The following is a 22,794-nucleotide window of genomic DNA, read 5'->3' on the forward strand; positions in this document are numbered from 1 at the left end:
GACAGACGCGGTGTTTTTTCTCGAACTCCAGACCAGCGATATGCACGCCGCACTCGGCCGCCTGCTTGACCAGGCACGTGTCGCGGGGCTTCGGCTCGCGGCCGTCAGCGCGCGGGCGGACGCGAGCGAATGCCGCATCTCGGCTTCCATAGACATCGATGATCGCGACGCCGTCGACCGGATCGCTCGCCGCGTCGGCGCGTTGTTCTGCATCGATGCGATCGAGGTGAGAGGTGAAAGCCAATGCCCGACCACGACCTCCCTCATGACACCATGAGCCCGCGGCGCGAGGTGGCTCAATCCCCCGGGCCCGAGCCGTTGAAGCTTCACGTGCCGGAACCGGCGGTGCGCCCGGGCGGCACGCCCGACTTCTCGAACATCCGCATCCCGCGCGCCGGCCAGGTCGATCGTCCAAGTGTCGACGTCGATCCCGAGTCCATCCGCGATCTCGCCTTCTCCGTGATCCGCGTGCTCAATCGCGACAGCGAAGCGGTTGGTCCCTGGGCCGGCGCGCTGTCGGACAGCGAGCTGCTCGAGGGCCTGCGCCACATGATGACGCTGCGTGCCTTCGATGCGCGCATGCAAATGGCACAGCGCCAGGGCAAGACGTCGTTCTATATGCAGCACATGGGCGAAGAAGCGGTGAGCTGCGCCTTCCGCAAGGCGCTTCTTCCGGGCGACATGAATTTTCCGACCTATCGCCAGGCGGGACTGTTGATCGCCGGCGGCTACCCGCTGGTCGAGATGGCCTGCCAGATCTATTCCAACACCCACGACCCGCTGAAGGGGCGCCAATTGCCCGTGATGTATTCCTCCAGGGAGCACGGCTTCTTCTCGATCTCGGGCAATCTCGCCACCCAGTACATCCAGGCGGTCGGCTGGGCGATCGCGTCAGCCATCAAGAACGACACCAAGATTGCCGTCGCGTGGATCGGCGATGGCGCAACGGCTGAGTCCGACTTCCATGCCGCGCTGGTGTTCGCTTCGACCTATCGCGCGCCGGTCGTGCTTAATATCGTCAACAATCAATGGGCCATCTCGACCTTCCAGGGGATCGCACGCGGTGGCTCCGGCACGTTCGCCGCACGCGGTCTCGGCTTCGGCATTCCGGCGCTGCGCGTCGACGGCAACGATTACCTTGCGGTTCATGCGGTCGCAAAATGGGCCTGCGAGCGCGCTCGCCGCAATCTCGGCCCCACTCTCGTGGAGCACGTCACCTACCGCGTCGGCGCCCACTCCACCTCCGATGACCCGGCAGGCTATCGGCCGAAAACGGAATCCGACGCATGGCCGCTGGGCGATCCCGTGATCCGGCTGAAGAACCATTTGATCGTTCGCGGTGCCTGGTCTGAGGAGCGGCACAAGCAGACAGAGGCCGAGATCCTCGACACCGTGATCTCGGCGCAAAAGGAGGCCGAAAGCTACGGTACGCTCCATTCCGAGCAGCGACCCACGGCACGCGACATGTTCGAGGGCGTGTTCGCCGAGATGCCCCCGCATCTGCGCCGCCAGCGCCAGGAAGCTGGAGTTTGAATCATGACGCGGCGGACCATGATCGAGGCCATCAGGGATGCCATGGACGTGATGATGTCGCGCGACGACGGTGTCGTCGTGTTCGGCGAGGACGTCGGCTATTTCGGCGGCGTGTTTCGCGCGAGCCAGGGACTGCAGGCGAAGTACGGAACGAGCCGCTGCTTCGACACCCCGATCAGCGAGCTCGGCATCGTTGGCATCGCGGTGGGCATGGCGGCCTACGGATTGAAGCCTTGCGTCGAGATCCAGTTTGCCGATTACATGTATCCGGCCTACGACCAGATCGTCTCGGAGGCTGCGCGGCTGCGTTACCGCTCCAACGGCCAGTTCACCTGCCCGCTTGTCGTTCGCATGCCGACCGGCGGCGGCATCTTTGGCGGGCAGACGCACAGCCAGAGCCCGGAAGCGCTGTTCACCCATGTCTGCGGCATCAAGACCGTCGTGCCGTCGAATCCGCACGACGCCAAGGGTCTGCTGATCTCGGCCATCGAGGATCCGGATCCCGTGATCTTCCTCGAGCCGAAGCGTCTCTATAACGGCCCGTTCGATGGCCACCATGACCGGCCGGTGACGCCGTGGTCGAAGCACGATCTCGGCGAGGTCGACGACGGACACTTTGCAATTCCCCTCGGCAGCGCCGCGATCCGCAGGCAGGGCAAGGACGTCACCATCCTCGCCTACGGCACGATGGTTCATGTCGCCGAGACCGCCGTGACCGAAACCGGCATCGATGCCGAGATCATCGACCTTCGCTCGCTGCTGCCGCTCGATCTCGACACCATCGAAGCTTCAGTGAAGAAGACCGGACGTTGCGTGATCGTGCACGAGGCAACGCTCACATCCGGCTTCGGGGCCGAGCTCTGTGCTCTGGTCCAGACGCGATGCTTCTATCATCTTGAAGCTCCCATCCTGCGCGTCGCCGGCTGGGATACGCCGTACCCGCACGCCCAGGAATGGGACTACTTCCCGGGTCCGGCGCGGATCGGTCGCGCGCTGATCGAAACGATGGAGGCCTGAGATGGCCGAGCGTGTGGTCAGGCTGCCTGACGTCGGCGAAGGCATCGCGGAAGCCGAGTTGGTGGAATGGCACGTGAAGGTCGGCGATGTCGTTCGTGAGGATGCCGTGCTCGGCGCCGTCATGACCGACAAGGCGACCGTCGAAATCCCCTCGCCGGCCGATGGACGCGTCACCTGGCTCGCCGGCAATGTGGGCGACCTTCTCGCCATCGGCTCGGACTTCGTTCGGCTGGAGGTCAGCGGCGCGGGCGAGCGGGCGCCGGAGGCGGCGAAACAGGCATTGCCCGCGGCAAGCGCAGCGGCCAAGAGGGCGGATCACGGCGCAAGCGCCCCACGCGCCCCGGCGAGTGCGCCGCCCGATGCACAGAGATCGCAGCGCTCTGCTCCGCCACTCCACCACGCCATCGAACGGCCGTTGGCCGCCCCTGCCGTCCGGCTCCGTGCGCGGGAGGCAGGCGTCGACTTGCGGCAAATCCACGGGACGGGCCCGGCTGGGCGGATCACTCACGACGATCTCGACGCCCTTCTCTCCCGCGGCCGCGCGGGAACGATGGCGGCGCCGTACCTGGCACAAACTGCAGTTACCGACATCAAGATCGTCGGGTTGCGGCGCAAGATCGCCGAGAAGATGTCGATTGCGAGCGCGCGCATTCCGCACATCACCTATGTCGAGGAGATCGACGTCACGGCGCTCGAAGATTTGCGCGCGAAGGTCAACGGCCGGAAGCTGCCTGACAAGCCCAAGCTGACATTGTTACCGTTTCTGATGCGCGCCATGGTGCGCGCGATCGCCGAGCTGCCGCATCTCAATGCCCATTTCGACGATGAGGCCGGGATCGTGCACCAGCACGCCGGCGTTCATATCGGGATCGCTACCCAGACCCCGACCGGCCTGGTGGTCCCCGTCATCAGGCACGCTGAAGCGCGCGACCTCTGGGATTGCGCCAGTGAAGTCGCGCGGCTCGCGGAAGCTGCCCGACACGGCGGCGCCACCCGCGACGAACTCACCGGCTCGACCATCACCATCACATCGCTCGGTGCGCTGGGAGGACTGGCGACGACGCCCATCATCAATCATCCGGAGGTCGCGATTATCGGCGTCAACCGGATCGCCATCCGCCCGCATTGGGACGGTGCCGCCTTCGTGCCGCGCCAGATGATGAACCTGTCCTCCAGTTTCGATCATCGCGTGATCGACGGTTTCGATGCCGCCCAGTTCGTGCAGCGCATCAAGCTGCTGCTGGAGACGCCGGCCATGATCTTCATCGACTGAAGGAAAGATGACCGAGATCACCTGTAAGCTCCTCGTCATCGGCGCCGGCCCCGGTGGCTATACCTGCGCGATTCGCGCCGGCCAGCTCGGCATCGATACGATTGTCGTCGAAGCCGAAAAGCCGGGTGGCACCTGTCTCAATGTCGGCTGCATTCCCTCGAAGGCCCTGATCCACGCGGCCGGCGAGTATGAAACGATTGCAGCCGCCGCCGAGGGCAAGAGCGTGCCCGGCATTTCGAGCGCAAAACCGGGGCTCGATTTCGCCAAGACCATCGCCTGGAAAGACGGCATTGTCCGGCGCCTGAACGGTGGCGTGGCTGGCCTGCTGAAGAAGGCCGGCGTCAGGCTCATTGCCGGGCATGCTCGCTTTCGCGACGGCAAGTCCGTCGAGGTCAAGACGCCATCCGGCTCGCAGATGATTCATGCGGAAACAGTGGTGATCGCGACAGGATCTGAGCCGATTGCGATTCCGACTTTACCGTTCGGAGGTCGTGTGATCTCGTCCACCGAGGCGCTGGCGCTCACCGACATTCCGAACAAGTTGATCGTGGTCGGCGGCGGCTATATCGGTTTGGAGCTCGGCACGGCGTTCGCAAAGATGGGCGCGGCCGTCACGGTCGTCGAGGCCACCTCACGCATTCTGCCGCAATACGATGCCGGGCTGAGCGCGCCGGTCCGAACGCGCCTGAGCGCGCTCGGGGTCAACGTTCTGACGGGCGCGAAGGCGAAAGCCCTCGTTTCGGACGGCACAGCGCTCGCGGTCGAGACCGCTGACGGCCAGCAGATTCTCGATGCCGACAAGATTCTGGTGACGGTAGGCCGTAGGCCCGTGACATCGGGCTTCGGCCTGGAGACTCTCGATCTCGACATGAACGGACCTTTCGTCGGGATTGACGACCGATGCCACACCTCGATGCGCGGCGTCTTCGCCATCGGCGATGTCACGGGAGAGCCGATGCTGGCGCATCGTGCCATGGCACAAGGCGAGATGGTCGCAGAGATCGTCGCCGGCCGTCACCGCGCCTGGGACCGGGTCTCGATCCCGGCGATCTGCTTCACCGACCCCGAGATCGTCACCGTCGGCTTGTCGCCCGACGAGGCGACCGGCCAGGGCTTCGACATCAAGACGGACCTCTTTCCGTTCAAGGCCAACGGCCGCGCACTGACGCTGGAACGCGAGGACGGTTTCATCCGAACCGTGGCACGGGCGGACAATCATGTCCTGCTTGGCATCCAGGGCGTCGGAGCCGGCATCGCCGAGCTTTCTGCGGCGTTCAGCCTGGCGCTGGAAATGGGTGCTCGTCTCGAGGACGTCGCCTTCACCATCCACGCGCATCCAACCCAAAGCGAGGCCTTTCACGAGGCCGCTCTGATGTCGCTGGGGCATGCAATTCACATCTAAAAATGAACGGGGACGATGAGCCCTGTCCTCGCCCCAGGTGATCGCGATTGGCGAACCGGCGCTCGCGGTTGACCGTTCGGGCCGAGAGCAGTCTCTATCTCGTCAAGAGCCGATGATGGGCCTTCGCTGACGACAATGGCGTCTGCGGTCGCGGTGAGGTCGGCCTTTTGGGGATCGGTTGGTGATGCCTGCCAGCAGCGCAGCGAGCTCGGCCGTTGTCAGGCCGCGCCCGCCACACCGAGCAATGTGCGAGGAACTCCGTTCAGTTCTGCATCAGCTGCTTCGCATTATCGGGCGTAATCGCGGTGGTCGGCACGGTCACCACGGTCGGCACCTTGTCGGCGCAATCGAGCAGGATGGACTTTGCCATATCGATCGCCTCCGGGCCTCCGGTCGGATACGTGAAGGTTGCCGCCCACTCGCCTTCCGCGACCGCGCGGATGCCGCCGGCGGGTCCGGGCAAGCCGTCAGTCCCGAGGATCTTCACCTGATCGAGCTTGCCGGCGCCCTTCGCCGCGAGACGCGCACCGGCGGCCATCATATCGTTGCTCGCATAGACGGCCTTTATGTTCGGATGGGCCTGCAGCATCGCGGCGAACGCGGTCTGCGCCTTGTCCGGCAGCCAGTCGGCGGCCTGTTCGGCGACGACCTGGACCTTCGCATTGTCCTTCACGCCGGACTTGAAACCGTTGAGCCGTTCGACGGCGGGCGTCGAGCTTGGCAGGCCCTGGAGGATCGCCACTTCGCCGCCTTGCGGCAGGAGCTTGTCCGCGACGTATTTTCCCGCCTCCTCGGCGATCTTGAAATTATCCCCACCGATGAAGGCCGTATATTCCTTACCGGGCTCGCCGACTGTCTTGCGGTCGAGCTCGATGACGGGAATGCCAGCCTTCATGGCCCGCGCGACGACCGGCGTCAGAGGTGCGGCCTCGAACGGAGAGATCAGGATCAGATCGACCTTCTGGGTGATGAAATTGTCCATCTGTGAGGTCTGCGTGTTCACGTTGCCGGCGCCGTCGGCGATCTGCAGCTTGAATTGCGGCACTTTCTTCGCCGCAGCGGTCAGCTGGTCGTTGACGTGCTGGCGGTAGGGCTCAGCATTGTTCGCCTGCGAGAAGCCGATGACGAACTCCCCGGTCTTGCTGCACTCCTTTGCGAGCGGTGCGGCCTGCGCTGCACCGGCGACGAGCGTCGCCGTGCCGGCGCCCAGCACCAGATTCGACCAGAACCTTGTCTTCGTAGATACGCGTCGCATGATTTCACTCCCCTTTTGCTTCGAATATCCGCACTCACGAGCGGTCACTTGCCGGCGGCCGCTGGTCACCACCAGATCCTTACGTCGCCATTGGGGTCAACGACCCAATCCCTCGCGGCGACGAACGAGAGATTGAAGAACCGCGGCCACGACGATGATCGCGCCGGTCGCGAGCAGCTGCAGCGCCGCATTGATGTTGTTGAGCTGAAGGATGTTGGCCAATGCACCGAGCATGATCGCGCCTGCGATCGTTCCGATCATCGAGCCTGCGCCGCCGAACAGGCTGGTCCCGCCGATCACCACCGCCGCGATCGCGGTCAATTCATAGCCCGTGCCGTCATTGGCGCTGCCGAAATTGAACTGGCCGGCGTGAACGATGCCGGCGATGGCCGACACGAGACCCGTGATCGCGTAGACCGAAATCTTGACCAGTGTGACCGGCACGCCGGAGAGCCGAGCCGCCCGTTCGTTGCCGCCAACGGCGAAGACATAGCGGCCAAAGCGCGTGAAGTTCAGCACGAAGGTGGCCACGATGGCGACGACGAGAAACACCAGCGTCGCGACCGGAACCGTGTTGTCGAACAGGCGATCGCCCAGCACCGAGAAAATCGGCGGCGCAAGACCCGGACCATTGCCGTAGGAAATGTTGATGTACTGATTGTTCGAGATCACCAGCGCCAGGCCGCGTGCGACCTGGAGGCCCGCCAGTGTCACGATGAAAGCCTCGAGGCGGAATCGGGTCGAGATCGCACCTTGCATGCAACCGAACAGGGCGCCGCAGATCATGACGAACAGCACCGTCGGAACAAGACCCCAGCCCCAGGTCGTCATGATCGTGGCGGTGAGCACACTGCACAGGCTGAGCAGCGCGCCGACCGACAGATCGATCCCCGCGGTGATGATGACGAAGGTCATGCCGACCGCAATGATGCCCGTCTCGGAAATCGCCCGGACGATGTTCGCGATGTTGTCCGGGGCCAGAAACAGCACCGAGCCGTGCCGTCGCGGCGAGAAGATGACGCCGCCGATCGCAACGAGGATCAGGCCGATGACGCTCTGAAAGCGCACCGCGATGGCGAAGAAATCGAGACGGCGTGCCGGTGTCGACTGCGCTGGCGCGGACTTCACGAGTGTAGCGGCGTCATTCATCGCTGTCGTCCTCATTGGATTCGGCTACCGCGAGGATGTCGTCCTCCGCGGCGCCGGCGGGAAACTCGGCAACAGTGCGCCCGCCCCTCAGCACGACGATGCGGTCGCACAGGCCGATCAGTTCGGGCATTTCGCTGGAGGCGACGAGAATGCCGACGCCTTCCGCGGCGAGTTCGCGAATCCGCGCGTAGATTTCGCCCTTCGCCCCGACATCCACGCCGCGCGTCGGCTCGTCGAGCAGAAGCAGGCGCGGCTCCCCGAGCACCTCCTTGGCAAGTGCGACCTTTTGCTGGTTGCCTCCGGAGAGGGCGCCGACCGCGAGCTCCGGCCGCGGCGGACGTACGTCGAATGCCTTGATCGCCTGGCCGGCGAGCCTCGCCTGTCGCGCCTGCGACATCAGAAAGAACGGCGACACGCGCCGCAGCACCGAGGCGACGAGATTTCGTTCGACGCTGTCGCGCAGCATCAAGCCGGCGCCGCGGCGATCGTCGCTGACGAAGGCAACTCCGGCGCGGCGAGCATCCGAAATCGAGGTCAGTCTGGCCGGCCGCTCCTCGACCTCGACGCGACCCGACCAGGCGCCGGGGCCGCCCGCGCCATAGAGCGCAGAGAGCAGCTCGGTCCTTCCCGCTCCCATGATGCTGGCGAGGCCGACGACCTCGCCGGCGCGCACCTCGAGCGAGACCTTGCGGGGCGCACGCCAACCAGCCCTGGGCCGGCGCGGGCGATAGGCGGCGTGCTCAAGATGCAGAACGCGGCCGCCGAATGTGCCGCTGCGGCGCGGATAGAGCTCCGCGAGGGGCCGTCCGACCAATAACGCCACCAGATCGGATTGCGGCGCGGTCGGCGGCGCGGTCCCCGCGATCCTGCCATCGCGCAAGACCGTCACGCGGTCGGCGACGCGCGGGACCTCTTCGAGCCGATGCGAGATGTAGACGATGCCGACACCGCGCCTTGCGATGTCGCGCATCACATGAAACAGCCGCTGCACCTCCGCGGCGGTCAACGCGGCCGTCGGCTCGTCCATCACGAGAATTCGCGACGCGTAGGTCAGGGCCTTGGCGATCGCGACGATCTGCCGCCTGCCGACCGACAACTCACCGACCGGCTGATCGACATCCACATCGAAGCCGATCTCGTCGAGCCTGGCCCGCGCCGCGCGGCGCATCGCGCGGCCATCGAGCACGCCGGCCCGCGTCAACTCCCGGCCGAGGAAGAGATTGGCGGTCACATCGAGGCTTGGGACGAGATCGAGTTCCTGAAAGATCGTCGCGACGCCCGCGGCCTGCGCGGAGCGTGGATCGGTGAAGCGGACGGAGGTCCCGTCGACGCGGATCTCGCCGTGGTCCGGCGCGATCACGCCGGAGAGAACATTCATCAGGGTCGACTTGCCGGCGCCGTTCTCGCCAAGCAGCGCGTGGATTTCCCCTCTCGCGAGATCGAAATCGACGCCGCGCAAGGCCTGCGCGCCGCCAAAGCTCTTGATGATGCCACGCATGGCGAGCAGCGGGGCGCGAGAGCCCGTGTTCATTTCGGCCTCCCGCAGGATTCGCGCTCGATGATAACAGCGTCGAGTTGAATGGACCGCCGCGCCCCCTGGGGCGCGGCAATCCGCTCCATGAGCAGGAAGGCGGCGCGCCGGCCGATCTCGGCGCAGGGCTGCGCGACCAGGGTCAGGCGCGGCTCGAAGCAATCGGCCCATTCGAAATCGTCGAAGCCAACGATCGAGATATCTTTCGGCACCCGCAATCCGCGCCTGTGGATCGCCTTCATGATGCCGATCGTCGCGAGATTGTTGCCGCCGACCAATGCGGTCGGGGGCTCGTCGAGGTCGAGCAGTCGCTCCGCGGCCTGCATCGCGCTGTCCGTTGTCGCACTGCCGGTGACGAGAAGGCGTTCGTCGATCACGTCGGCGAGGCCCTCGCGATAGCCGGCGATGCGCTCGAGCGTGGTCGCGAATCCGGGATTGCCGCCGACATAGCCGATACGGCGATGACCGAGCGCGGCGACGCGTTCGACGAGATTGCGCATCGCCTCGCGGTTGTTGATGCCGACTTGATCGAAGGCGGGATCGGGCATGCGATCCACCAGCACACAGGGCAAGCCGACGTCGCGCAGATAGGCGAGCGCGCGACGCCCGGGATCGGGGCTGGGCGCGAGAATAATGCCGTCGACGCGCCGCTGATGCAGCGCCATCACGACGTCGAGCTCACGGTCGGGGTCATCCTCGGTGTCGGACAGAAACATCATCATGCCGAGGCGCGCGCATTCGGCCTCGATCGAACAGATGATGTCGCTGAAATAGGGATTGGAAATCGAGGAGATGGCGATGCCGACTGAGCGGGTGGAAGCGGCCTTCAGGCTCCGCGCCATCATGTTGGGACGGTAGCTCAAGGAGGCGATCGCCATTTCCACGGCGCGCGCAGTATCCGGCGCAACGCGCCGCGTGCCGTTCACGACATGCGAGACGGTGGAGACCGAAACACCCGCCTTGCGCGCGACATCCGCGATGGTCGCCACGTCCCCCCCCGTGCCTGGATATTGTTGGGCAATCCAAGTTTTGCAGGACTATGGCACGCGAAAACGTTTGCGCAATCGTTTTTCTACCTTTTATGCAAGTTTTTCACGCGATCATGGCTCCCGCGGAGCTGAGCTGGAACTTGGGGGCGACAGGGGTTTTCGTGACGGCCGGGTCTCTCGCCGTTGCTTCGGGAAGTCATTGCAGCTGTTTTTGGCAGCTGTTTTTGGGTCGTTTGACGCTCAACCTCTTTCAACCTCGGCGCCTCCGGCCAACACACTCGCGGTATCGCTTGCAGCGCTACTCATCACGGGAATGAAGGACCTCGAAGGTCCCGGGGGCAATACTGCAGGCCGGATGACACCGTGTCTTCCGACGCTCCAACACTTCGCGGATCAAAGGCAGACGATCATTGCCAAAATACATATCGGTTCTGTCGATGAACACTGTGGGCGATCCGAAGCCGCCGCGTGCGATTACCTCCTCCGTGTTGAGCCTGAGCTGATTTTTGACCGCCTCTTCGTTGATGCTTCGGAAAAATTCCGCAGGATCGATGCTCACCTTCTTGCAGATGTCCGTCAGCACGGAATCCTGTGAGATGTCCTTGTCCTCACCCCAATAGGCTTCGAACACGGCAGTTGCGAACGCGACCATCCCGTCGCTGCCGAGCCAGACGCACCCGCGCATTGCTCTTACGCTGTTCACTGGAAAGACCGTCGGTGGCATCTTGATCACAAGACCGGCCGAGCGAGCCCAATCGGCGAGATCTTTCAGCATGTACTGCGCTTTCGGCGCGATCGGATTTTCGCGCGAGGCATAAACGCCCGGATTGACCGTATTGAAAATGCCGCCAGCCAGCACGGGCCGCCACGAAAGCGACTCGCCAAACTCCTTCGCCAATTTTTGAATGTTGTGGAAGGCGAGATAGGTCCACGGACTTGAGCAGTCGAAGAAAAACTCGATCATCGATCGTTACACTCACCACCTCTCGGGTGCGCCATTCTGCGAGCCGGCATTCCGATTTTCACTCGCCAGAGGGCTCCATGGCGTTCACTCCGTGACGAACCTGGATGCGCCGAACATGATTCGCCTTGCTTCGTCGGAAAACGGCTCTTTCACGAATTTGCCGACCGCAAGGCCGGCCTGCACTTGTGGCCGCTCGCGAACTTCCGCATACCAGCGCTTTACGTTCGGATAGTCGTCGAGTGTGAAGCCTTGCGCCTTATGGGTCATCGTCCAGGGGAAGCAGGCCATGTCGGCTATCGTGTATTCGTCGCCAGCAACAAAGCGCCCGGTCTTGCCCAATTGATTATCAAGCACACCATAAAGTCGCGTTGCCTCACGCTGATAACGGTCGATCGCATACGGGATCTTCTCCGGCGCATAGAGACGGAAATGACCGTGCTGACCAAGCATTGGTCCAAGACCGCCCATCTGCCACATCACCCATTGGACAACCCGGGTACGGCCGCGCACATCCACTGGCAGAAAGCGTCCCGTCTTCTCGGCCAGGTAGATCAGAATAGCACCGGTCTCGAACACAGGGAGAGGCTCGCCACAGTCGGCCGGCGCGCGATCAACGATCGCCGGAATACGGTTGTTCGGCTAATGGCCAGAAACTCGGGCTTGAACTGCTCACCCGCGCGAATATCGATCGGAACGACGGTATACGGCAGCCCCAGTTCCTCGAGCAGGATCGATATCTTCCAGCCGTTTGGGGTCGGCGCGTAGTGCAAGTCAATCATTCCGGACCTTCCTCGAAATCACAATCGACCCAATTGCGCGCGAGCTTGACATCTCTGGACTACGGGCTCGACACCTCGTCACGTGAGCTGGATGTTGCTTAGGGACCAACCGGTTCAAGTCTTCCTGTATTCTCCCTGGGTCTGTTCGACGAACCGGGCAGCGGACCCGGTCTGACGAACGCGTCCACCACGTTGCTCAGGAGCCGCGAGACATTGTTCTCGAATCCGTGGATAGGCAGAGCACTCCCGAATGCGATGGATCCGGTTGCAAATACGGCACCGTTGTTGGGTGCCTCGAAGTACACCATATCGGCCCGCAGGATGTAGTTGTGCGTCCCGCTGAATCCCTGGTGGGCGTGGGCTCCCTCCTCGTCGTGGGCGATGTAGTTGTCGGGGTGCCCCCCCGAGGATGCGATGATCTTGGTGTTGGGCGGCGTGCCGAACCCCAGCTTGTAGCAGTCGATCTCGATGCCCGCCGCGCCGCCGTTGCCTAGGCCGAAATCACCGATGGTCTCGCCTTCGATCCCCTCGGTTATCCAGGCCAGCGCGGGATCATAGCTGTCAGGCATCCGCCGGTAGGGCTGGCTATGGGCGAAGCCCTCGCCCGCAAACGTATTACCGACCAGTTTCTGCCCCCAGCGCTGGAAGCCGGTCCAGATACCGCCCATCTGTCCCGTCGTGGCGAGGTAGTACTCGCCCGACCGCGCCGCCCAGGCAATCCAGTGTCCACCTGTCTTGCGGCACTCCATGATCCACGGTTCGTCCTCGCGAAACGCCACGTTGCAGCAGAAGCTGTTCGCGCCCATGCAGATGAAGCGCCCACCGCCGGCGATGTAATCCTCGTGGGCGTCGAGCATGCGCTCGGAATGATATTCCGGATGCGTGGAATTCAAGATGCACGCATAGGGCGCCATCGCGGCGACACCCTCCAGATGTACATCTTCGTCAGTCAGTACGTCGTAGTCGTACCCCTTGTGCTCGAGCCATGCCAGGATCGAGAGATCTGCCGGAAAATTCCACGGCAAGTCGAAGGCGGCGATCCGGTATTTGGGGCGCATGTTCACCATCGGACGACGGTAGCTCGTGTAGCAGACGCCGGCGCCATCCGCATGCGTGTCGTAGCACCCCGCACCGAATTCCGGATTTTCGTAGATTTCGATATCGACCTCGGAGATCGTCGGCGGCTGGCCCGCCATTGGCTGCACGATCTGCCCGTCTGTTGCGAAGCGCTCGTTGGCATAGGCCAGATAGGTCGCGGTGGAAAACAGCAGAGCAATTCGCGCTGTAGGCATGCGGGGCCGAACGAAAAACACGATGTACTCTTCGGCCAGGCCCGCGCCGTCGCCGCCGCGTACTCTCATCGCGTAGGCTCCGCTGCGCAACGTTTCGGGCAGCTCGAGCGTCTTTGTGGCTTTCCAATTGCTGTCGATCATCGCGTCGGCATGGAACTCGATGCCGCCGTATTGATCTGGGGCGAGCCGGAAGCAGTCGTTGCGGCCGTTCCAGTTGTAGCCGGTCTGTGCACGCACCGGCCTGTTGTAGCCCCTCGCATCGAGTCGGTTTGGTCCAATGTCGACTACAAGATCGCCGATTCCACGATCTGTATACCCCTTCGTCGTATCCCAATATGCGACCATGCCGTCCGACGGCGGCTTCCCGCCGGCGCGGATCGCATCGAGTTCGGCGCGAGCCAAAGCGCGATCGAACACACCGCAACGATCGACCTTCCCGCAATAGAGCTGCGACACGAAGTGACCACGCAGCGCGTGCCAGTCGCGCGAGCCCGCCACAAGGAACGGCGTATCGGGCAGGTTGTTCTGCCTGAATCGAAACATCTCCGACACATGGGAGCGGTATTCGACCGGCGCGACCTTGCCGAGCAGGCTGTTGTAGCGGTTCACGACGCCTTCCTGGTGCAGCGTGGCGCGGCCGCTTCGCGCATCGAAAGTGGCCGCGACGAAATACCAAGCCTGCTTCTGCAGCGGCAGCTCAGCCTGGAGGTAGTCGACCTCGTTTCCGCACCCGACCCAAAACTCCAGCCTGCCGCTTGGATTGATTCCCAGACCGTAGCCGTGATTCCTGTCGTTGTCCCAGCGGCCCAACAGGCATTGCCGATGCCCGACATCGGGCCATGTCGGCCAGATGAATGCACAGAGCGTGATGCTGCCGTCGAGCGCGAGCTTGCGATCGGGGTCGGTCACCTCGAGGAAGGAACCGACCTGCGTGAACTGCTTCTCGACCTGCCAGGTGCCGTTGGCGACGCAGTCGATTTCTTCCTCGATGAATCCCGGACCATGCGGATGTTCGTCGCCATGGATCAGGCGCACGAGATGCGCTTCAGCGGTCGACGTACCATCGGCACTGACATGAAATTGTATGGTATCGCCCGGCTTCACCGAGATCTTGTCTGCGTAACCGAATATCTTGATCTGCGCCATGGTGCGGAGTTTCCCATCGAGAAGCCGGACAAGGTGCCCTGCCCGGCAGACGTGTTGCGCTAGGTTTCGAGAAGGTCGCGGATGCAACGCAGGAACAGGCCGTGACGAGCATCGTTCGCCGATGTGTAAATGGCACCATCGACCAAACGCGGTGGGACTCCCCGACGTCCTGAGAGCCTGACGACCTGATAGCGCCGGAACGGCTCGATTGCTCTGACCGCATATCTTTGCTCGAGCGGGCGTTGACGAAAATAGATCAACAGTCGCTCGAGCTTCTCGCTGTGCTGTCCCAGCGCCGATTGCCGGTGCTCCTCGATGACCTCGGGGTTCACCAGCGTCCGCAGATACTCGCGGCGGAAGCCGTCGAATCGATCCCGGACGATGATGTCGCGGTCCTCGGACCTGTCGTACTCGAGAGGCAGCATTCTCAGCTCTCCACCTGCAAATGTTTGACGTGAACCACGGCCGCGGAACGTGCCGACGCGGCTCCCCCTGACGGATGCATCAAGCCCACTGCTTTTCCTCGTTGACCCAGGCAAACCCGGGCAATCTGCCGGCCCCCGCGAATGCCTCCACCACGTTCCCCAGCACCCGGGATGCGTTGTTCCTGAAATTGTTGATCGGCAGCGATTGCGCGAATGCGACCGAGCCACATGCAAACACGGCGCCGCCGTGGGGGGCCGTGAAGTAGGTCATGTCGGCATGAACCCGCCAGTCATACGACCCATAGAGCCCAAGGTAGGAATAGAGGACGAGCTGCTGGTTCACGACATAGCTGTCCGTGTGGCCCCCTGACGAGGCGATGATCTTGGTGTGCGGCGGCGTCCCCAGAGCGCGGTCATAATAATCGAGCGCCAGCCCCGCGGCGCCGTCATTGGCAAGACCGGCGTCACCGATGATCTCGCCATCGACACCTTTGGTGATCCAGGACACCGTGCGGTGATAGCTGTCCGGCATCCTCCGGTAGAGTTCGCTCCGTCCACCGCCCGAGCTGCTCAGGCCGATGCCGACCAGCTTCTGGGTCGCCCGTCCGAGTACCTTCCAGGGACCACCTCGCATCCCGTCCGTTGCCATGTAGTGCTCGCCGTAGCGGGACACCCACGGCTTGTACCCATCATCGCGGCGTCGACATTCCATGATCCATGGTTCGCCATCGCGAATGCCCGCCGTGGCATTGAACCCGTTGCCGCCTGCATAGATGTAACGGCCGCCGCCGGCGATGTAATCCTCGGTCGCATCCAACATTTGCTCGGTGTAGTATTCCGGGCGCGAGCCGCTGATAACGCAAGCGTACGGCGACAACGCCTCCGACCCGTCGCGATGGAGGTCTTCGTCGGTCAGGACCTCGTACTCGAAGCCGCTGTGGTCCAGCCATGCGATGATCGATAAGTCCGCAGCCAATCCCGAAGCCACATCGAGGCTCGGCATCCTGTACCTCGGCCGCATGTTCATCACCGGACGGTGATAAGAGCTGTAGCACACGCCATTGCCATCGGCGTGCATGTCGTATGTCGACAGCCCGAAATCGTTTCGCATATACATCTCGATGTCGATATCGGACAGCACAGCCGACTGTCCCGTCAAAGCTTCGCGCTCCGGGTGATCGAAGCTCAGGCGCTCGTTCGCAAAGGCAAGGTAGGTGAGCGTCGGAAACAGGAACGCGATACGCGCCCGCGGCCTTCGTGGCCGCACGAAGAAGACGACATGCTCCTCGCTCACGCTCTTTCCCCAGCCAGATCGCAGCCTCATGGCATAGCAGCCGCTTTTGAGGCCGTGCGGCAGGACGACGGTCTCGGTTGCCTTCCAATTGCAATCCGTCAGCGCGTCGGCATGAAACTCGATGCCCCCGAACTCTTGCGGAGCCAGGCGGAAGCAATCGGTGAAGCCGTCCCAGTTCCAGCCGGTCTGGCCGCGAACGGGCCGATTGTATCCTCGGGCATTCAGCTTGTACCGACCGACGTCGACCACGACATCACCGATGCCGCGATCGGTGTATCCCGCACTCGTATCCCAGTACGCGACCAGGCTGTCCATCGTGGGCACAAGCTCGCTCCTGATCGTGTCGAGCTCGGCCGACTGTAGAGCCTGGCCAAATGCACCGCACCGGTCGATCTTGCCCCAATAGAGCTCCGACACGCACGCCCGCTGTTGCGCGTCGCGGCTACGCGAACCTGCCATCAGAAACGGAGTTGAGGCCAGGTTGCCGGGCATGCTCCGGAAAGTCGCAGACGAGCGGGATTCGTAATCCACCAGCGCGACCTTGCCCAGCAGGCCGTTGTACCTGTTGCCGACGCCGACCTGGTGCAAGGTCGTGCGCCTGGTCTCGGCATCGAAGGTCACGGCCACGAAATACCACATCTGCACCTGCAGCGGCACGGTGGCGGTCAGCCGCTCGATCTCTTCGCCCCGTCCGCTCCAGAACTGCAGATAGCCTTTCTCGTCGATGCCGATGCCGTAGCCCTGCTTACGATCGCCGTCCCATCGGCCGATTATCGTCTGCCGTTTTCCGGATGCCGGCCATGTCGGGTGAACGAAGGCGAACAGAGTGAAGCTATTTGTGAACGCCAGCCGGGCCTCGGGATCATCGACCTCGAGGAACGATCCCACCTGGGTGAATTGCCGCTCGACCCGCCACCTGCCGTTCGCGGTACACGCCACCTCTTCCTCGACGAAGCCTGGTCCTGACGGGTTCTGATCGCCATGGATCAGGCGCACCAGTTGCGCCTCGGCGGTATCCGTCCCCTCGGCGCTGACATGAAACTGAATCGTCTCGCCCGGCTTGACCGAGATCCTGTCCGTGTAGCCAAAAAGTCTGACCGGTGTCACCGCCAACTCCCTCTTTAGAAGCCCAGCGTCCGCGCGCAGGTCGGAACGCTTCGTCCGTGATCAGGACTCCAGTAGATCCTGAACGCGCCGCATAAAGACGCCGTGGCAGGCCTCGTCCGGCGTCGCGTAGATTCGGTCCTCCACCACACGCGGCGCTACGCCACGATGTCCTGACAGAGCGACGATGCGATAGCCTTCGAAGCGTTCCACGGCCATGATGGCGTACTTCTCCACCTGAGGACGGGTGCGGAAGTAGATCAGGAGCCGTTCGAGCGCCTCACTGTGCTGCCCGTTGAGGGAGTGGCGATGCTCCTCGATGATCTCCGGTGACACCAGAGTCTTGAGGTGGTCGCGGGTCATCTTGTCGTGGCGCCGCTGGTAGATGACGCTCTTGTCCTCGGTCTCGGTCGCTTCCTCGGGCAGGATCTCGCCGCCCTTCTCCGCTCGCGTCGATCGCCGCTCGCTCTTCTTCTTGTCGCGCCAGGCACGGAACTGCGCCTTGATGCCGAACAGCCCGTTACGCAGGTAGAGCACGACCAGGAGCATGATGAGCCCGATGATCATGAAGCGAGCCGGTCCCCACGTATTGAGCACCTGGTCGAAGAACACAACGATGAGCGTTCCGACCACCGCGCCTTCCGCGCGTCCGACGCCGCCGATGACCAGCATGGCGAGGCCGAGCAGCACGGTATCGAAGTTGAAGATCGAGAACGCCACCCCGCCGAAATTCGAGGTATAGAATCCCCCGATGAAGCCCAGCGCCGCTGACGAGATGAGGAACACCCAGACGCGCGCCTGGCGAAAGTTGACCCCCGTTGCCTCGGCGAAGGCCTCGCGCTTTTCGGGCGCCATGCGCAGGATTCGTCCAAGCCGGCGGCCGTTGACGAACCGGTAGAGCAGCAAAGCCAGCAGCATCAGGCCGAAGCAGGCGTAGTACGCCAGCAGCAGCTGACCCAGCTGCGACCAGTCTTCCGGTATGTAGGTCGCGGCACCGTACAGGCCGCCATTCGCGGACCCGAACTCCTTCGACGTCACGAAGTAGACCCGGCAAAGCTCGTTGAGACCAAGGGTGAGAAGCGCATAGTAGAATCCGTCGAGCCGCGTTGCCGGCAGCGCGATGATCCCACCGAAAACCAGCCCCACCAGAGCCCCGATCGGCGGCAACAACCACCAGGGCAATGCGAACTTGACGGCAAGCAATGCCGTAACGAACGCTGCCGTCCCGACGACCGCATAGGTGGCGAGTGAAAATACGCCCGCAGTTCCCATGATGAGCATCCAGCACAGACTGATAGCTGCATAGATGCCGAACGTGGCTCCCGCCGTCAGCAGCGTGTTCTGCAGATCACCTGGCGTGAACAGGGGAGCAATCGCCAGCGCAAGAAGCCCCAAGATCCACCAGATGGGCCGCTTGTCGACGATCGTCTTCTCCGCGCGCAAGGTCTTTGGGTTGTACTCCCCGCGCAGGCGAAGCACGCGGCGGCGGGTCGGCCAGTAGCGGAGGCGATTCCACATCGTTCCGCCGTGGCCTGGCCATTTGTAGTAGTAGCGCAGACGGCCGACGACATTCAGCTTCGTTGCCGATCGACGAGTTCCTTCCCAGACCTCCTGGTGGCTGCGGAACGGAATGGTCGGGAGCTCTTCGACGTCGCGCTTGCCGCCCCACACGAAGAGCGGATTGCGCCACGTGATGCCGCTATCAATTGACATTGCTCAGGCCTCCCTCGCCTTGTCGAGCAGCCCGGCAATGCCGCGCGGGCGGACCAAGAGAATGACGATGATCACGACGAACTGGGTGATGAGAACGTACCGGCCGCCGATCGATATGCTGGTCAGCGCCTCGTTGAGGCCGAGCACGATGGCGGCGATGACGGCGCCGCGCACGCTGCCGAGCCCGCCACAGAGCGCAATGCTGACGCCCTTGATCATCGGCATCAGTCCGCCGAACGGCGAGATATAGTAGGTCTGGGAGAGAAGAACGGCCGCGAGACCCGCCAGCCCGCCCGTGATGCCCATGACATAGAATGAGGTTCGCCGAACGCCGATGCCGACGATGGATGCCGCATGCGGATTCATCATCATGGCGCGGATTTCGAGGCCACGGCGGCTCGACTGCATCCACCTTAGAACGACCGCCAATATCAGGACGGATGTCACCACGTTCCCGATCTTGTCGGCCGTGAAGACCACACCCGGCAAGGATACCGACCAGTTGCCGAATATCTCCGGCAGACTCTTCGATCGCGGGCCGAACCACCAGAGCAGACATTGCGTGCCGATCAGATTGATCGCGAGCGTCGCAATCAGACCTCGAATGGTGAAGTTTGGCTTGTCGTGGATTGGTATGAACCCGACCGCACAGATGATCACTCCTCCGAGCGCGCCTGCGAGGATACCGGCGGCCAGCACCCCGGGCCCCGATGCCGAGACATGCTGCGCAAACAGCCAGGCGCCATAGCCCGAGAATGCGAATATGAAGCCGTAGGCGAGGTTGAGCAGGCCAAGGCTCGACCAGGTGATCGAAATTCCAATCGCAAGCGTGCCGTAAATGCACGCAAGGACGATGGTGTTGCTGACGATGAACCAGATATCCACGTTTTACGCCTTTCGATAAACGTTCAACGCGAGGGCCGCCGAGGCCTCACCCTTGAGCTTTCCAACATGCATGCCGATGACGCGGTCGACCCGGCCTTCCAGCAGCGCAACGTTCTGCTCCGCGATGATCATCGCGGCATTCCCGAGCTTGACGGCCATCAGTGCGTTGATCACGCTCTTGCCGATCTTGGGCGCCAACCCGAGCGAGGGCTCGTCGACGAGGAACAGCGACGCATCCGTCATCAGGCCGCGGCCGATCGACACCATGCGCCGTTCCCCGCCCGACAGGCGCCCCACGGGTACCCCCATCAGCTTCCGCAACGGTGGAAATATCTCCAGGATGCGGAGCTTGCGCGCGGCGCGATCGCGCCAGGCTGCCGCGGTGTAGGCCCCGGAATCGAGATGCTCCTCGACGGTCAGGCCATGAAAGATCTCGTCGCCTTGAGGAATCAGCGCCAATCCTGCGCGCACGATCTCGTGGGTGTAGCGCCCCGGCCCCTGGCTTCGCGTGCGACCGACCTCCCTGCCGTTCAGCTTGATCGAGCCGCGCTGCCAGCCGGTAAGTCCGGCGATTGCATAGAACAGGGTCGACTTGCCGTGGCCGTTCAGGCCGACGATGCCGATCCGCTCCCCACAATGGACGACGAGGTCAAGATCGTGGATGACGCGAACCGGCCCATAGCCTGCGGACAATCCCTTGACGTTGAGGACTTCGCGCTGCGGCTGACGCGCCGGAGCTCCCGGCAAATGGTTGCTCACGGAGATATTCATGCATCCGCCTCTTCGCTGAAATCCTCGAAGTAGGCCGCGTGAACCTTCGGATCCGCCATGACGTCGTCCATCAGGCCCTCGGAAATGACCTCCCCGGCATCCATCACCAGAATGCGGTCGGCGATCGTCCCGAGGAGCTCGATGCGGTGCTCGACGATGAGGATCGCAATGTTCATCTCCTTTGCGAGGATCCGCAGCAGAGTATCGATCTCGTCGACCTCCGAATTGATCAGGCCGGCCGCCGGCTCATCCAGCAGCAGCAACGAGGGCCGGCGCATCAGCAGGCAGGCCAGCAACAATTTGCGCCGGTTGAAGGTCTCGAGCTGCGTCGCCGGCGTGTCGTCACTGATCTTCAGACCGACGAGGTCGGCGCCATATTCGGCGTCGAACCTCGTGAGAAACGGACGGTGAGCCTGACGCGCCGCTTTGAACGTCTCGCCGACGGTCAGCTCGTCAGGGACCACCGGCGTCTGGAACGTGCGGCCGATCCCCAAACGCGAGCGGGAATACAACGGCAAGCCCGTAACATTCTCGCCCTTGAACCACACTGAGCCGCTCTTTGGCGGCATGCGGCCAGACAGGATCTCAAACAGGCTGGTCTTGCCCGCGCCGTTCGGTCCGATGATGCCCAGCACTTCCCCGGCCTCGACATGCAGGTTGATGTCGCGGAGGATCTCGCGACCGCCGAGATCGAGCGAGATGCCGGTGCAGGAGAACAGGGCGGCCTTTCCGCCCCGCTCAGCTGCCTCGTTTCGGGAGATTTGCCTGAGCATCAGCTCCACCACGGCGCAGAGATCAGCTTCGTTTCCGAGACCGGACCGGGATATACGATCTTGTGCTCGCTGCCCTGGATCTGGACGTAGAGCTGCGCGACGCCGGCCTCGAGCTTGCGCGCCTGCAATTCGTCGCCTCCATTGTCCGGGAAATGGAGCGCTTCCTGATATGGGTTGCCCATATCGACGTAGCCGCAGACGCCGCGCTGCGGGTTGGTCCGGATCCAGTCGCAGACCTCCCTGAACTTCCGGGGATCGCCGACTGCTTCCCAGGCCTTCTTGAGGTAGTAGGTCTGATCGTAAGCAATGCCGGTATAGGCAAGCCCGGCAATGCCGGGGAAGCGCTTCTTGTACTTCTGCCTGTAGGCGAGCCCCCTCTGGTCACCATAGATGCCCATGGTGGTGCCCCAGACGAAGCCGTTCGCCGCCGAACCGGCAAGCTCGAGGAACTCCGGCTGGGAGGGGCCGTATTGGAGATAGACGAGCGAGTCGCGCACCGGGCTTGCCACAAACTGCTTGCAGAAAGCGGCGTATTCAGCAGCCACCCAATGGTCCACCATGATCGCGGCGGCATCGACCTCCTTCATCTCGCGAATGACCGGTGCCCAGTCCTGCACGGGATACTGGATATCCGTAATGCGGGCGACCTCGAATTTGCCGCGCCGCTTGATCGCTTCCTGGGCCGCGCGCGATATCGTCTGGCAGTAACCGATCTGCTCCTGAATGATGTGAACCTTGCGGTTCTTCGGCTTCCAGACGCCTCCCTGCTCCTGGTCTTCCAGCCAGACCGCATAGCTCCATCCGTAGTTCACCTCAGACGGACAAAACTGGAAGATGTGGCTGTATTTGTCCGGCTGCTCCTTGACGGCAGCGGTGCCGGCGCGTTGCGCATTGCCGTTGATGTAGGGACATTTGTACTTCGCCGTCGCGTCCATCGCCGGCAAGGGGACGAGCGTGAAAGCAAAGGAAATTGCGTCGACCTTTGCATCAACGCAGGCGGCCAGCGCCTGCTTGGACGATTCCGGGGAGAGAACATTCATGTCCGTTGTGAACAGCTTCAGCGGCCTGCCGAGAATGCCGCCTGCGGCATTGATCTCTTCCATCGCGAGCGTCGTCCCGTTCAGGAAGTCCTGGTGATCCGCGACACCCGCTGCAGCCGTCTGACAGTAGGGAACGCCGAGAACGATCGGCTGGGCGGCAAGCGCCGACCGTCCGACAAATGGTGCGGCCATGGCGGCGCCGAGGCCGGTGGTCACTGAACGCCTGGTGAGTTTGAGAACCATCCGAGCAACCTTTCCAGCAATGGCGCGCGGCTTCTCGGCATCGCGACCGAGACCGGGCCGGACCTCTGTTAGAGCGAGACGATGCGTCAAACACCGCCGGGTGGTGCGGCCTCGATCCGTATCCCCACGGACTGACAATGGTGGTTTCGGCCGAACCGCATTTGTCAGAGCCTCGGTCTTCTGCCGATTTTCAGCAATACGTCAGCCGACCGATTT

The 22,794-nt window shown here is 63.1% G+C and carries 18 protein-coding genes and 1 pseudogene; 5 read left to right on the top strand and 14 right to left on the bottom strand.

The genetic code is table 11. The annotated features are described in order from the left end of the window. The first annotated feature begins 40 nt into the window (after positions 1-40). From BM222_RS01115 to lpdA, 5 genes are read left to right on the top strand one after another with little or no spacing between them, the layout of a single operon-like run. The gene (locus BM222_RS01115; protein ID WP_143105888.1) at positions 41-277 is read left to right on the top strand and encodes a hypothetical protein; all 237 of its coding nucleotides are present in this window, start codon (positions 41-43) and stop codon (positions 275-277) included. Then, the gene (locus BM222_RS01120; protein ID WP_092226413.1) at positions 274-1,533 is read left to right on the top strand and encodes a 3-methyl-2-oxobutanoate dehydrogenase (2-methylpropanoyl-transferring) subunit alpha; all 1,260 of its coding nucleotides are present in this window, start codon (positions 274-276) and stop codon (positions 1,531-1,533) included. Before BM222_RS01115 ends, BM222_RS01120 begins: the two co-directional genes overlap by 4 nt. A gap of 3 nt (positions 1,534-1,536) precedes the next feature. Beyond that, positions 1,537-2,550 (top strand): alpha-ketoacid dehydrogenase subunit beta, encoded by a 1,014-nt coding sequence (locus tag BM222_RS01125; protein WP_092226415.1) that lies wholly within the window; start codon positions 1,537-1,539, stop codon positions 2,548-2,550. 1 nt (position 2,551) lies between these two features. Further along, positions 2,552-3,823 carry a dihydrolipoamide acetyltransferase family protein gene (locus BM222_RS01130; RefSeq protein ID WP_092226417.1) on the top strand — a complete coding sequence of 424 codons (1,272 nt, stop codon included), beginning with the start codon at positions 2,552-2,554 and terminating at the stop codon, positions 3,821-3,823. A gap of 7 nt (positions 3,824-3,830) precedes the next feature. Further along, on the top strand, positions 3,831-5,225 hold the full coding sequence (lpdA, locus tag BM222_RS01135; RefSeq protein ID WP_092226419.1) for a dihydrolipoyl dehydrogenase: 1,395 nt from the start codon (positions 3,831-3,833) through the stop codon (positions 5,223-5,225). A 262-nt stretch (positions 5,226-5,487) separates the two neighbouring features. Here lpdA and BM222_RS01140 read toward each other — a convergent pair whose 3' ends face one another. From BM222_RS01140 to BM222_RS01205, 14 genes and pseudogenes are all read right to left on the bottom strand, one after another. After that, positions 5,488-6,480 carry a substrate-binding domain-containing protein gene (locus BM222_RS01140; protein ID WP_092226421.1) on the bottom strand — a complete coding sequence of 331 codons (993 nt, stop codon included), beginning with the start codon at positions 6,478-6,480 and terminating at the stop codon, positions 5,488-5,490. Positions 6,481-6,576: 96 nt separating this feature from the next. Next, on the bottom strand, positions 6,577-7,629 hold the full coding sequence (locus BM222_RS01145) for an ABC transporter permease (RefSeq protein WP_092226423.1): 1,053 nt from the start codon (positions 7,627-7,629) through the stop codon (positions 6,577-6,579). Continuing rightward, positions 7,622-9,160 (bottom strand): sugar ABC transporter ATP-binding protein, encoded by a 1,539-nt coding sequence (locus BM222_RS01150; RefSeq protein WP_092226425.1) that lies wholly within the window; start codon positions 9,158-9,160, stop codon positions 7,622-7,624. The genes BM222_RS01145 and BM222_RS01150 overlap by 8 nt, the downstream gene beginning before the upstream one ends. Beyond that, positions 9,157-10,149, bottom strand: a complete 993-nt coding sequence (locus tag BM222_RS01155) for a LacI family DNA-binding transcriptional regulator (RefSeq protein WP_092226427.1) — start codon at positions 10,147-10,149, stop codon at positions 9,157-9,159. Before BM222_RS01155 ends, BM222_RS01150 begins: the two co-directional genes overlap by 4 nt. 298 nt (positions 10,150-10,447) lie before the next feature. After that, on the bottom strand, positions 10,448-11,113 hold the full coding sequence (locus tag BM222_RS01160) for a 2-hydroxychromene-2-carboxylate isomerase (protein WP_092226429.1): 666 nt from the start codon (positions 11,111-11,113) through the stop codon (positions 10,448-10,450). An 84-nt stretch (positions 11,114-11,197) separates the two neighbouring features. Continuing rightward, positions 11,198-11,892 (bottom strand): annotated as a pseudogene (locus BM222_RS01165) (glutathione binding-like protein). 98 nt (positions 11,893-11,990) lie between these two features. Beyond that, entirely contained in the window at positions 11,991-14,330 is a 2,340-nt protein-coding gene (locus BM222_RS01170; protein ID WP_092226432.1) for a N,N-dimethylformamidase beta subunit family domain-containing protein, read from the bottom strand. A 59-nt stretch (positions 14,331-14,389) separates the two neighbouring features. Then, positions 14,390-14,755 (bottom strand): N,N-dimethylformamidase alpha subunit family protein, encoded by a 366-nt coding sequence (locus BM222_RS01175; RefSeq protein WP_092226434.1) that lies wholly within the window; start codon positions 14,753-14,755, stop codon positions 14,390-14,392. Positions 14,756-14,834: 79 nt separating this feature from the next. Next, the gene (locus BM222_RS01180) at positions 14,835-17,156 is read right to left on the bottom strand and encodes a N,N-dimethylformamidase beta subunit family domain-containing protein (RefSeq protein ID WP_092226801.1); all 2,322 of its coding nucleotides are present in this window, start codon (positions 17,154-17,156) and stop codon (positions 14,835-14,837) included. A 60-nt stretch (positions 17,157-17,216) separates the two neighbouring features. After that, positions 17,217-18,866, bottom strand: coding sequence for a branched-chain amino acid ABC transporter permease (locus tag BM222_RS01185; RefSeq protein WP_092226436.1), 1,650 nt, complete (start codon positions 18,864-18,866; stop codon positions 17,217-17,219). A gap of 3 nt (positions 18,867-18,869) precedes the next feature. Continuing rightward, positions 18,870-19,751, bottom strand: coding sequence for a branched-chain amino acid ABC transporter permease (locus BM222_RS01190; protein ID WP_092226438.1), 882 nt, complete (start codon positions 19,749-19,751; stop codon positions 18,870-18,872). Positions 19,752-19,754: 3 nt separating this feature from the next. Continuing rightward, a complete protein-coding gene (locus tag BM222_RS01195; RefSeq protein ID WP_092226441.1) occupies positions 19,755-20,522 on the bottom strand; it encodes an ABC transporter ATP-binding protein in 768 nt (255 codons plus the stop codon). Continuing rightward, positions 20,519-21,295, bottom strand: a complete 777-nt coding sequence (locus tag BM222_RS01200; RefSeq protein ID WP_092226802.1) for an ABC transporter ATP-binding protein — start codon at positions 21,293-21,295, stop codon at positions 20,519-20,521. Before BM222_RS01200 ends, BM222_RS01195 begins: the two co-directional genes overlap by 4 nt. Further along, the gene (locus BM222_RS01205) at positions 21,295-22,578 is read right to left on the bottom strand and encodes an ABC transporter substrate-binding protein (protein WP_092226443.1); all 1,284 of its coding nucleotides are present in this window, start codon (positions 22,576-22,578) and stop codon (positions 21,295-21,297) included. The genes BM222_RS01200 and BM222_RS01205 overlap by 1 nt, the downstream gene beginning before the upstream one ends. Positions 22,579-22,794: the final 216 nt, after the last annotated feature.

Origin of the sequence: Bradyrhizobium sp. Gha (assembly GCF_900113735.1) — a bacterium.
GTDB lineage: Bacteria > Pseudomonadota > Alphaproteobacteria > Rhizobiales > Xanthobacteraceae > Bradyrhizobium.